Annotated in this window: 6 protein-coding genes; 5 read left to right on the top strand and 1 reads right to left on the bottom strand. The window is 64.3% G+C overall.

Annotation, left to right across the window (positions count from 1 at the left end; all coding sequences use genetic code 11):
* Positions 1–97 precede the first annotated feature (97 nt).
* On the bottom strand, positions 98–574 hold the full coding sequence (locus ACFOW7_RS00960) for an OsmC family protein (RefSeq protein ID WP_378160065.1): 477 nt from the start codon (positions 572–574) through the stop codon (positions 98–100).
* 371 nt (positions 575–945) lie between these two features.
* Between ACFOW7_RS00960 and ACFOW7_RS00955 the strand changes: the two genes are divergently transcribed.
* The 5 genes from ACFOW7_RS00955 (at position 946) to ACFOW7_RS00935 (ending at position 12190) form a co-directional block, all read left to right on the top strand.
* Positions 946–1794 carry a transporter substrate-binding domain-containing protein gene (locus tag ACFOW7_RS00955; RefSeq protein ID WP_378160063.1) on the top strand — a complete coding sequence of 283 codons (849 nt, stop codon included), beginning with the start codon at positions 946–948 and terminating at the stop codon, positions 1792–1794.
* A complete protein-coding gene (locus ACFOW7_RS00950; RefSeq protein WP_378160061.1) occupies positions 1784–5239 on the top strand; it encodes an ATP-binding protein in 3456 nt (1151 codons plus the stop codon). Before ACFOW7_RS00955 ends, ACFOW7_RS00950 begins: the two co-directional genes overlap by 11 nt.
* Positions 5236–10335 carry a PAS domain S-box protein gene (locus ACFOW7_RS00945; protein WP_378160059.1) on the top strand — a complete coding sequence of 1700 codons (5100 nt, stop codon included), beginning with the start codon at positions 5236–5238 and terminating at the stop codon, positions 10333–10335. The genes ACFOW7_RS00950 and ACFOW7_RS00945 overlap by 4 nt, the downstream gene beginning before the upstream one ends.
* 8 nt (positions 10336–10343) lie before the next feature.
* On the top strand, positions 10344–11324 hold the full coding sequence (locus tag ACFOW7_RS00940) for a diguanylate cyclase (RefSeq protein ID WP_378160057.1): 981 nt from the start codon (positions 10344–10346) through the stop codon (positions 11322–11324).
* Positions 11325–11623: 299 nt separating this feature from the next.
* Positions 11624–12190: a type VI secretion system Vgr family protein gene (locus ACFOW7_RS00935; RefSeq protein WP_378160055.1), complete on the top strand. Its 567-nt coding sequence runs from the start codon at positions 11624–11626 to the stop codon at positions 12188–12190.
* Positions 12191–12209 lie beyond the last annotated feature (19 nt).

The raw sequence follows: 12209 nt of genomic DNA, 5'->3' as shown, positions 1-12209 counted from the left end.
CAAGCCTGATGGAGCGCTGTATGCCTGCGCTTTGAGGTCCGGACACGCTGAGGCCGAATTGGCTGGAGAGGTTCTACCGTCCTCTTTCCTCTTTTCCCTACTGTCCGTGGCGGACCGGTTCGCAACGCACTTCGGTATGGACCGAGTTGGCGATAAAGCAGGATTCGTGGGCCTGGTGATGCATCTGCTCGACCAGCGCCCAGCTGGGCAGGCGGGGGCCGGAGAATCGGACCTCGGGGGCGAGCGTGACGGTCGCCACGAAGAGCCGGCCGGCCGCGTTCTTGCCCATCTTGCCGCTTGCGGCATCGCGGTAAGACTCGACCCGAAAGCCCTGCCGGGCGGCAATCGACAGAAACCACAGCATATGGCAGCTCGCCAGCGAGGCCACGAAAGCCTCCTCGGGATCGACGGCGGCCGCCTCCGACATCGGCAACGGCACCACCGAGGGCGAGGAGGAAGCAATCACTTCGCTGCCACCGTCAAAGCGCCACAGATGGCGTCGGCTATAGCGGTTGTCGAGAAAATCCTGTTCGCCGCGCTGCCACAGGATTTCGGCGGTATGAAGCGAGGCCATGGGTGGTCCTTTCAGAGTGGGGATGGGAGACAGACCGAGAAACTGCACTGAGGTTGATGGACGACAGTGCCGATTGCACGCTGTTGGAAAACCCAACAGCGCGTCAAGCATGAATGTTTAATATTCTTATTAATAGATCACTATTACTTGAAGATGACTTTCACATTTCTTTATGAAATATTACCAAGCCTGCCTTGGCGCCGATTGGCGGACTGCTTGGTGGACGAGTCCCTTGCCTGGAAGCCAAGCAGCTATAACGGTAGAAACTCTTTCAATCGTCCCTGCTCCCGATGCCCCGTATTTCTGCTTTCCCGCGCCAGCTGGCTGCCGGCCTGGTGGTTCTCGCATGCGGGTCCATTTTTCTGGGCGCGTTGGCACAGACACGACTGGTGCTGACGGGCGATGAGGCAGGCTGGGTCACTCGTCACCCCATCATTCGTTATGCACCGGAGCGCGATTATGGGCCGTTTGTCTATCTCGATCCGCAGGGTCAGCCGGCTGGGCTGTCGATCGAATTGCTCCATCTGCTGGCCGAACAGGTGCCATTGCGCTTTGAAGCCCTGCCGGCCCAGCCGCTTGACGATAATCTCAAGCTGGCCCGGCAGGGTCGGGTCGATCTGTTGACTTCCCTGCGCCCGACCCCGGAGCGGGCCGCCTATCTCGACTTCACCTCGGCCTATGTCGCGGTGCCGGCCAGCGTTATCATCCGCGCCAACTCGGACGGCCCCGGCGCCCTGGCCCAATTGAGCGGACAGAGAGTTGCCGTGGGTCGGGGCTATGCCGTCGAGCATTTCGTGCGCGAGCGTTATCCTGCTATCCGCTGGCAGCCGGTCAGCAACGACGAGGAAGGGCTGCGCGCGGTGCGCAGTGGCGAAGTGGCTGCGATGGTGGCCGACGAAGGCAGCTTTGCCTTTTTGCAACGGCGCCATGGCTGGAGCGACCTGCAACTGGGGCGGCGAGTCGGTTTCGACTATCGACTGAGTTTTGCCTACCGCAAGGACTGGCCCGAACTCGGCCGTCTGCTGGAGCGGGCGCTGCGGGCCATTCCGCCCGAACGCAAGCAGTCGCTGCTGCTGCGCTGGCTGCCGACACCACCGGAGAACCGCACCTGGCGCGAAACCTGGGGACCGACCCTGCTCGCTCTTGGCCTGATCGCCACCGGCCTGGTCTTGCTGTTGCCGCAATGGCGTCGCTATCTGTCGGTCAATCATGACGTCTGATCTTCTCTACACCGCCACTCCCGCCAGAGCCGTCCCGCCGCTGCTATGCGGCCTCGGCTATCTGGGCCTGGCGCTGGCGGCGCTGTTTCTGTCGCATCAGCCGGGCAATCTGGCCACGCTCTGGCTGGCCAATGCCTGGCTTGGCGCCTGTCTGGTCTATACCGCTCCGAAACGCTGGCCGGTCTTGCTGGGGGCTGGGCTTACCGCCAATCTGCTGGCCCATCTGTTCAACCAGTCGCCGCTGCTCCAGGCCCTGCCCTGTCTGCCGGCAGCGCTGCTCGAATCGACCGCTTCGGCACTGTTGATCCGGCGCCACCGCGACTGGCAGCAGTTCGACCACCAACCGCTGGCGCTGATCAAACTGCTGTTGCTGGGCGGCATCGTCCCGGCTGCGCTCGCGGCCACCCTGGGGACGTTGGTACTCAATTTCCAGGGCACGCCGATCGCTCAGGTATGGCCGGCCTGGTTCGCCGGCTCGGCGCTCGGTCAGGTTGCCTTTCTGCCGGTGGCCTTATTGCTGCTGCGTCCCAATGCATCACAGCGCTTCAGCCTCGAACTGGTGGCACTGCTGTGCTTTACCGTGGCGCTCGATATTCTGGTGCTGCAATACCTGCCGTTCCCGCTGGTCTACACCATCGTGCCGCTGGCCATCGTCGCGGCATGGCGGCCGATGGAAGAGACGGCCCTGGTGGTACTCACCGGCACGCTGACCTGCGCCGGCCTGATTGCGTTGGGCAGCTTTGTCCCGCCGCCCTTTACCAGCGATTGGCAGATCCTGGAGCTTTATATCCCGCTGCTGCTGACCGTTGTGCTGCCGCTGGTGCTGGCAGCCAGTTGCGAGGAAAGCCGCCACCGCGACAGCGCCCGACGTGACAGCGAACGGCGCTTTCAGGGTGCACTGCGCTGTGCCGCCACCGGCTTCGCCCTGGCCGATCTGCGCGGCCGGCTGACCGAAGTCAATGACGCTTTGTGCCGGATGCTCGGCTATTCGCCCGCCGAGCTGCTGGGCAAGACGCCGGCCGAACTGGTCCATCCCGACGATCCGCCGTGCTCGACCAATCAGCTTCAGGCCCTGCTGGGCCGAGAACTCCGCTATCTGGAGCAGGAAAGACGTTATGTGCGCCGTGACGGCTCGATCCTGTGGGGCCAGGTGCGGGTATCGCTGCTCGACCATAGCGGCGACCGCCCGCCTGAGCTGATTATCCAGCTCGACGATATCTCGACCCGCAAGACCGACGAACTGGCGCTGCAGCAGCTCAATGCCTCGCTGGCCCAGGCCAAGGAGGCCGCCGAAGCGGCCAGCCGCGCCAAGAGCGAGTTCGTGGCCAATATGAGCCATGAAATCCGCACGCCGATGAATGCCGTGCTCGGCATGGCCGAGCTGCTTGCCGACACCCGGCTCGACGGCGAGCAGCGGCGCTATCTGGCGATGATGCGCTCGGCGGGACAGTCACTGCTGGGCATCCTCAACGATATTCTCGACTTCTCCAAGATCGAGGCCGGTCGGCTCGATGTCGTGCGCGAACCGTTCGAAATCGATGAAGTGGTCGAGGCACTGGCGGCCGTGATGGCGCTCAACCTCGGCGAGAAACGGCTCGATCTGGCGGTGGGAGTGGCGCCGGAGCTGCCGTGCCGGCTGCTCGGCGACCCGCTGCGTATCCAGCAGATCCTGACCAATCTATGCAGCAACGCCATCAAGTTCACCGAACAGGGCAGCGTGGTCCTGCGCCTGTCGGCCGTTGAACACGATGGCCGTCGCTGGCTGCGTTGCAGGGTGCGCGACAGCGGCATCGGCATCGAGCCGGCGCAGCAGGCCCGGCTGTTCTCCCCATTTTCGCAAGGCGACAGCTCGATCACCCGCCGCTTCGGCGGCAGCGGGCTGGGGTTGGCCATCGCCCAGCGTCTGGCCGCCATGCTCGAAGGCCGCATCGAGGTCGACAGCACACCGGGCCAGGGCAGCGAATTCCGGCTCGATCTGCCGCTGGAAGTGGCCGCGCAGACCTATCCGGAACCAGTCGAGGCACTCAGAGACCTCAGCGTGCTCGCCATCTCGACCCAAAGCGGCCTGCCCTGCCTGTGCGACAACCTGCATAGCTGGGGTTGGACGGTCATCGCGCTGTCCGACCCGAACCGGATCGACACCACCCTGGCAGCGCTGCCGCAGCCGCCCGATGTGGTCGTGCTCGACGGGGCAGTCGAAGGACTCAATCTGTTCGCCCGTACCCGTGCCCTGCGCACCAACCGGCGTCTGGCGGGCTGCCAGGTATTGTGGCTGATCGACGGCTTTGCCACGCCCGACCCGCAGCGCGACCGCCCCGACAGCTCGTGCGCCGACGCCATTCTGGTCAAGCCGGTGACGCGCGGCGCACTCTATGAGCGATTGCACGAGCTGCGACTTGGCAGCAGCGTGGTCGAGCCGGCCCAGTCGATGCCCGAAGCCGAACTCCACGGCCATGTGCTGCTGGTGGAAGACAATGCCCTCAACCAGACCGTGGCCATCACCTTGCTCAACCGGATCGGCCTCAGCGTCGAAGTGGTCGGCGACGGCGCCGCCGCGCTCGAGCGGCTGCGCCATGAACCGGCCCGTTTCGATCTGGTGCTGATGGATGTGCAGATGCCGGTCATGGATGGCTTTACGGCTACCCGGCTGATCCGGCGCGATCTGGGTCTGCTGCTGCCCATCGTGGCGATGTCGGCCGGGGTATTGATGACCGAACGGGCCGCCTGCAGCGCGGCCGGCATGGATGACTTTATCGCCAAGCCGATCGATACCGGGCAGTTGTTCCTGACCCTGTCGCGCTATCTGCCGGGCAGCCGGCTCAAAACCGCTGCGCCACCCGAGCCCGAGCCGCCCAGGTCCGATGAAGCCGTGGTGCTGCGTCTGGAGCGGCTGCTGGGCCAGTTCGACCCGACCAGCCCGCTGGGCAATGGGCTGCGTGAGCTGGTCGCCAATATCGTCGCCCGTGGCACCGCCCCGATCGACAATGCCCGCGCCGCCTGGCTCGAAGGCCGGCGCGAGGATGTGGCGATGCTGTTCCATACCCTGCGTGGCAGCCTGGGCTCGATCGGCGCCGAGCGGCTGGTGGCCTCGAGTGCAGCGGTCGAACAGGCATTGCGCGAAGGGCGCGATGAGGCGGTCAATCGGCTGATCGACCGCGCCTACGCCGATCTGGTCGAGACCCTGGCAGCGCTGACGCAGTGGCATGCCAGCACCGCACCACAAGCCGAGCACCCGATGACGCCGCTCGATCCGGACCAGCTCAGGCAACTGCGCATCCTGCTCCATCAACAGAATCTGGCTGCCGTGGGGCTGTACCAGGAATTAAGGCCCGGTCTGGTTGATCAATGGGGAGCAGAACGTACCGCCCGGCTCGACACGGCCATCGACCAGCTCGATTTCGCCACGGCCAGTGCCCTGTTCGAACCGGTGGCGGATCAGCCATGAATCCGCCATTGGCTCGCCGTGCCACCCCGGCCCGGCTGCTACGCGACCACCAATATTTAAGCCAGTGGGTGGTCGCTGTGCTGTTTCTGGTGCTGTTGGCGCTCAGCCAGGGCGGCAATCTCTATCTGTCCTACCGCAATACCGAGCGTGACGCTCATGCCCAATTGATGACCCAGGCCCGGGTGATCGAGCGCAACCTCAACTACCAGCTCTACTTGACCGACAAGATACTGCGCCATCTGCGCCAGGGTGCCTCCTCGCTCCATGCGCAACAGTTGCTGCCGCATCTCAACACCAATCTCGAAGAACATCTCAACACCATGCAGGGGCTGCGCAATCTGGTGATCGTCAACCGCGACGGCACGGTGGTGGCAGCCAGCCATCGCGACCTGATCGGCCTACAGGTCCAGACGCGGGTGTCCTTCAGCAAAGCAGCCCGAGAGCGTGACCCGGCCATGCTCTATGTCTCGCCGCCGTTCCGCAGCCGCCGCGATGGGGCCTATACCATCAGTCTGTCGCGTACCATCCAGGATCGATCGGGCCATTTCGCCGGGGTGGTGATCGCAAGTCTCGATACCAACTATTTCCAGACCCTGCTGTCTTCGGTGCTCTATACGAGCGATATGTGGAGTGCGCTGGTCCACAGCGACGGCCGGCTGTTCCTGCTGATGCCGCAGCGCTCGCAAAGCCTGCCGCGCCTGCCTGAGGCCGGGCCCGATGTGCAGATGCTGCGCGTACCGCTCGATGGTTCGGTACGGCTGGTGGCGCAAAGCACTGTGCAGCCTGCCCAGTTGCGGATGGACAAATCGTTGATCGTGCTGGTCGGGCGCGATCTCGACCAGGCGCTGCAACCGTGGCGCGAGGATTTGCGTAATCAGTTGCTGATCTATGCCGTCGTCGCCGCCTTGACCATGGGCGGCCTATTGCTGCTGCAACGGCGCCAGCGCCGGCTTGAGCAGCTTAACGCCGACCACCGGCTGATCCTCGACAGCGCCGGGGAAGGCGTGGTCGGGCTCGATAGCCAGGGCCGCCTGTCCTATACCAACCATGCCGCACGCCGGCTGGTCGGCTGGGAGCAGTTGCCCGAACTGCTCGACTGGCTGGCGCAACGTGCCGCACCGCTGGCCCAGCTGATCTCCCAGGCACTCGAAGACGGCAAGGCACAGACCCGCGAGGAAATCCCGCTGCCCACCGCCGGTGGCGGCCAGGCCATGGTATCGCTCACCCTGACCCCGACCCGGGAGGAAGGGCATATTTCGGGGGTAGTGCTGGTGTTTCGCGATATCCACGACCGGCTCCAGGCCGAACAGGCGCTGCGCCAGAGCGCCACCCGACTGCGCCTGGCCACCGAGGCGGCGGGGGTCGGGGTATGGGAGTACGAGGTCACCAGCGGCCGGCTCGACTGGGACGACAATATGTTGGCCATCTATGGCAAGTCACGGGCCGATTTCCGCTCCACCTACCAGGAATGGCTAGACACCATCCTGCCCGAGGAAGCGCTGCAGACCCACCGGGCGGTCCAGAGCGCCGCCGCCAGTGACGGCCTGCTCAATCTGCGTTTCCGGATCGGGCGCAGCGACGGCAGGATCCGCGCCATCCACACCAAAGGGCAGGCAATCCGTGACCAGGAAGGCCGGGCGGTGCGCTTTATCGGTACGGCCGAGGATGTGACCGAGGAAGAGGAAGCCCAGGCAGCGCTGCGCGAAGCCGAGGAACGCTTTCGGTCGGCACTCGAATCGGCGGCCATCGGCATGGCCCTGGTCGGCATCGATGGCCGCTTCATGCAGGTCAATGCCGCCCTGGTCGGCATCGTCGGCTATTCGGCCGAGGAGTTGTACCGGCTGACCGTACAGGACATCACCCATGCCGATGACCTCGACGATGATCTGAAGCTGCTGACCGAACTCGATGCCGGGCTGCGCGACAGCTATCACATGGAGAAGCGCTATCTGCACAAGTCCGGCCATTCGGTATGGGTCCGGCTGTCGGTGTCGGCCGTGCGCGATATGCTGGGCCGGCCGCTTTACTACATTGCCCAGAGCCAGGATATCTCGGAGGAGAAGCAGACGCTGGCCCTGTTGCAGCGCGAGCGGCAGCGGCTGGCCAATATCCTCGAAGGCACCCATGTCGGCACCTGGGAATGGAATATCCAGACCGGCGAGCTGCGGCTAGATACCCGCTGGGCCAATCTCGTCGGCTATGAGCTCGAAGAGCTCGAACCGGTCAGCATCGCCACCTGGGAACAACTGGCCCACCCCGAAGACCTCGACCATATGCAGGCGATGCTGACCCAGCACCGGCCAGGCGACAGTGATCTGTGCGAGTGCGAAAGCCGCTGGCGTCATCGCGATGGTCACTGGGTCTGGGCACTCGGGCGTGGCCGGGTCTGGTCATGGACCGCTGACGGTGAGCCGGAATGGGTGTCGGGCACCCATATGGATGTCACCGCGCGCCGCCTGGCCCAGGAGAGCCTGCGCCGCACCACGGCGCTGCTGCGCTCGGTGCTCGATTCGGCATCGGAAGTCTCGATCATCGCCACCGACCTCGAAGGCACCATCACCCTGTTCAACCAGGGCGCCGAACATCTGCTGGGCTACCAGGCCGAGGAGATGATTGCCTGCTGCACCCCGCTGGTCCTCCATCTGCCCGAAGAAATCGCTGCCCGTGGCCGCGAGCTGTCGAGCGAACTCGGCCGTCCGGTCGAAGGTTTCGAGGTGCTGATCGCCCAGTCGCTGCGCCAGGGTGCCGAGCAGCGGGAATGGACCTATCGCCGCCGCGACGGCTCCTGCTTCACCGTCTCGCTGATCGTCACCGCCATGCATTCGACCGACGACGAGCTGATCGGCTACCTGGGCATCGGCCACGATGTGACCGGCCGCAAGGAATACGAAGCCTGGCTCCAGGCCGAAAAACATCAGGCCGAACAGGTCAGCCAGGCCAAGAGCCAGTTTCTGGCCAATATGAGCCATGAAATCCGCACGCCGATGAATGCAATCCTGGGCATGCTGCAACTGATCCAGCAGACCGGACTCGACGTCCGCCAGCGCGACTACGCCGACAAGGCCGAGGTGGCAGCCCGGACCCTGTTGGGCATCCTTAACGATATCCTCGATTTCTCCAAGGTCGAGGCCGGCAAGATCACGCTGGAGACCTATGCCTTCGATCTCGACAACTTGCTGTGCGACCTCGGTGTGATCCTGACCCCGGGCATCGGCCATAAGCCGGTCGAGCTGCTCTACGACGTCGCGCCCGACCTGCCGCGTCGGCTGATCGGCGATGCCTTGCGCCTGCAACAGGTGCTGCTCAATCTGGCCGGCAATGCCATCAAGTTCACCGAGCGCGGCGAAGTGGTGCTGTCCCTGCGCCAGGTCGGCAACGATGCCAAGACGGTACAACTGCGCTTTAGCGTGCGCGATACGGGCATCGGGATCGATCAGGAGCAGCAACGCCATATCTTCGACAGCTTCACCCAGGCCGAGTCCTCCACCACCCGCCGCTTCGGCGGCACCGGCCTCGGTCTGGCGATCAGTCAGCGGCTGGTGCGGCTGATGGGGGGCGAGCTGACCCTGGTCAGCGCGCCGGGGCAAGGCAGCGAGTTCTCGTTTACCTTGCCGCTGTTGATCGACCATCAGGCCCCACCACCGCAGCCATTGCCGCAGGCCGCACTGACCTCGCCCCGGGTGCTGATCGTCGACGATAACGACACGGCGCGCGAACTATTGGCGGCCATGGCCACTTCGCTGGGCTGGGAAGTGACCGCCGTGGCCGACGGCGAGCAGGGACTGGCCGAAGTGGCCGCAGCCCGTGAGGCCGGCCAGCCTTACCGGGCGGTATTCATCGACTGGGACATGCCAAGCCCGGATGGCTGGGAAACCGCCCGCAGCCTGCGCCGCCAGTCAGGCGAAGCACCGCTGATCATCATGGTGACGGCGCACGGCCGCGATATGCTGGCCCGTTACCAGCAGCAGGCACCGGCGCTGTTCGATGGTTTCCTGTTCAAGCCGGTCACGGCCTCGATGATGGTCAGCGCCATGGCCGGCGGCGCCGCGCCTGCCCCGGTGCGCCATGGCGGTCGGCTACAGCGGCTGGCCGGGCTGCGTATTCTGGTGGTCGAGGACAATCCGACCAATCAGCAAGTCGCCCAGGAGTTGCTCAGTCAGCAAGGCGCCGAAGTGATGGTGGCTGGTGACGGCCGCAGTGGCATTACTGCGGTGGAACAGGCACAGCCGCCGTTCGATCTGATATTGATGGATATCCAGATGCCCGATATGGACGGCTACAGCGCCACCCGCGAAATCCGCCGCCGCTTCGATGCCACGGCTTTGCCGATCATCGCGATGACTGCCAATGCGATGTCGTCCGACCGCGACGCCTGCCTTGCTGCCGGCATGAACGACCATGTGGGCAAACCGATCGATCTGGCCCATCTATTGGCTACCATCGAGCACCATATCGGTCGGGGTCCGGGTCCTGTGCTGCCGCCGTCTGGCGACACTCAGCCGGCAGTGATCGATACCGCTGCGGCGCTCAACCGCCTGGGCGGCGATGCAGCGCTCTATGACCGGCTGGTCGAGTCATTCCGCCACGATACCGCTTCGCTGCCCGATAAGCTGGCCCAGGCCCTTGAACAGACCGAGCGGCGGCCGGCGATTGATCTGCTCCATACCCTCAAGGGACTGGCCGCCACAGTCGGGGCCAACCGGCTGGCCAGTCTGGCTGCCATGGAGGAAGCGCGTTTCAAGTCGGGTATCACGCTCGATCCGGCCGAGCGGCGACAACTGGTTGCCACGATCCGCCAAGCCATCGATGAAGCCTCGGCCGGCCTGATCGAACTGGCACCCGCCGGTGTCAACCTGTCGCCGGTGCTCGAGGGAGTGGCTGTCGACGACGAACTGCGCAGCCTGCTCGACACCCTGGCCAGCCTGCTGGCCGGCGCCAATATGCGGGCACTGGAGCTGCACCGTCAGTTGCAGCAGCGCTATGGCGCACTGCTCGGTGAAGCGGCATATCCGCTCGATCAGGCGATGGTCCGGCTCGACTTCGGGGCAGCCCACGCCGCCTGTCAGGATCTGCTCGCCCGTTTCTTCGCTATCTGAGGAAGATCATGTCGATACTGCAAAACATCCTACCCAGCTTCAGCGATATCCGCACTTTGCGGCCACGCCTGCTGGTGGTTGACGACCAGTCAACCAATATCCAGTTGCTCTATCAGGTATTCGCCGCCGACCACGAGGTATTCATGGCCACCAGCGGCGAGCAGGCGCTGGCCTTCTGCCAGACGACGCCGCCCGATCTGATTCTGCTTGATCTGGTGATGCCCGGCATGGACGGCTTTGAGGTATGCCGCCGTCTGAAGGAGGATCGCAGCACCAGCGATATTCCGGTGATCTTTGTCACCGCCCACGACGACCCGGCCGAGGAGACGCGCGGCCTTGATCTGGGGGCAGTCGACTTTATCAGCAAGCCGGTCAACCCGGCCGTGGTACGGGCCCGGGTACGTACCCAGCTCACCCTGAAGTTCCAGTCGGATCTACTGCGCCGCATGGTATTCATCGACGGCCTCACCGGCGTGGCCAACCGGCGCCATTTCGACGAGCGGCTCGACAGCGAATGGCGCCGCTGTGCCCGCAGCCAGTCACCGCTGGCCTTGATCATGGCCGATGTGGATTTCTTCAAACGCTACAACGACTGCTACGGTCATCAGGCCGGCGACGAGTGTCTCCAGAAAGTCGCTGCTGTCCTGAAAGACAGCCTCAACCGGAGTGCCGATCTGGTCGCCCGCTATGGTGGCGAAGAATTCGCCTGCATCCTGCCCGACACCGACCAGCCCGGCGCCCTGGCGCTGGCCTGGACCATGGAAAAGGCGGTACGCGCGCTGGCCCTGCCCCATCAATGCTCCGATGTAGCCAAGGTGGTCACCATCAGCCTGGGGGTCAGCGCCATGGTACCCCAGCCCTCCTCAGCCGAAGCGGCCCTGCTGATCCAGCAGGCCGACGCCCAGCTCTACCGTGCCAAACAAAGCGGCCGGGCCCAGGTCTGTGGCGCAGCTGACGGAGTAGTCCCACCCGATGGCGCCACGGGATAACACCCGAGCTGACGACTCCGCGTACTTCCTCCCCTCACACTGCTGAGCTTTCCTGCCTGTCCGTCCTCGCTTTCTGAGTAGCGCTCCTATCACGGTCCCGGACGGGCCGGTCCGCGTGCCTTTCCGGCGCGTCCGGACTTATTGCGGTTTGTGGCGTGAACACCCTGCCTCAGGGCTTCTACTAGTTGGAGTGGCAATGGCTGCATGGTCAGATCACTGCCTTGTGCAGGCAAACCTTTGTTACACCGAAGAAAAGTCTGATCGTTTGTGATGACCCGATTGCCTGCTGGGGTGAAGCCATGGAGCGAATCGAAACCTTCCACTCGCCCTTGGGCGAGGATGCGCTATGGTTTCGCCGGCTCCGCCTGAACGAGCAGCTCTCCCAGCCGTTTATGGACGAGATCGCGCTGTTGAGCCGGGAGGCCAATCTTCAGGCCAATGCCCTGCTCGGCCAGACCGTCACGGTCAGGCTCGATACCCATGCCCCGCGGCCGCGCTTTTTTGTCAACGCCCGCGTTGCTCGCTTTGCCCAGATCGGCCGTGACGGCCGCTACTACGTTTATCAAGCCGAACTGCAGCCGTGGTTCTGGTTTCTGCAACGGACCACCGACTGCCAGAACCTGTCGGGGCCCGAAATCGTTCGCCAGATCTTTGCCGAACACCCGATTGCCCAATTCATCGAGCGGCTGGCGACCAGCTATCCCAAGCACAATTACTGCGTGCAGTACAACGAATCCGACTTCGCCTTTGTCTCCCGCCTTCTCGAACAAGAAGGCATCAGCTACGGGTTCGAGCACCAGAACGGCCAGCACAAGATGGTGCTGGGCGACGGCATCGGTGCCCACCTCGGCGGCTGCTACGGCTAGCCGCCCCGCTCACGATTTC

Origin of the sequence: Chitinimonas lacunae, assembly GCF_042650885.1 — a bacterium.
Classification (GTDB): Bacteria; Pseudomonadota; Gammaproteobacteria; order Burkholderiales; family Chitinimonadaceae; genus Chitinimonas_A; species Chitinimonas_A lacunae.
Note: the sequence above shows the minus strand (reverse complement) of the source record. Positions and strands in the feature narration are given on the sequence as shown.

Bases quoted from the DNA above. Each gene is read 5' to 3' on its own strand.
- ACFOW7_RS00935 (WP_378160055.1), top strand. From the start codon at position 11,624: ATGGAGCGAATCGAAACCTTCCACTCGCCCTTGGGCGAGGATGCGCTA.
- ACFOW7_RS00945 (WP_378160059.1), top strand. From the start codon at position 5,236: ATGAATCCGCCATTGGCTCGCCGTGCCACCCCGGCCCGGCTGCTACGC.
- ACFOW7_RS00940 (WP_378160057.1), top strand. From the start codon at position 10,344: ATGTCGATACTGCAAAACATCCTACCCAGCTTCAGCGATATCCGCACT.
- ACFOW7_RS00960 (WP_378160065.1), bottom strand. From the start codon at position 574: ATGGCCTCGCTTCATACCGCCGAAATCCTGTGGCAGCGCGGCGAACAG.
- ACFOW7_RS00950 (WP_378160061.1), top strand. From the start codon at position 1,784: ATGACGTCTGATCTTCTCTACACCGCCACTCCCGCCAGAGCCGTCCCG.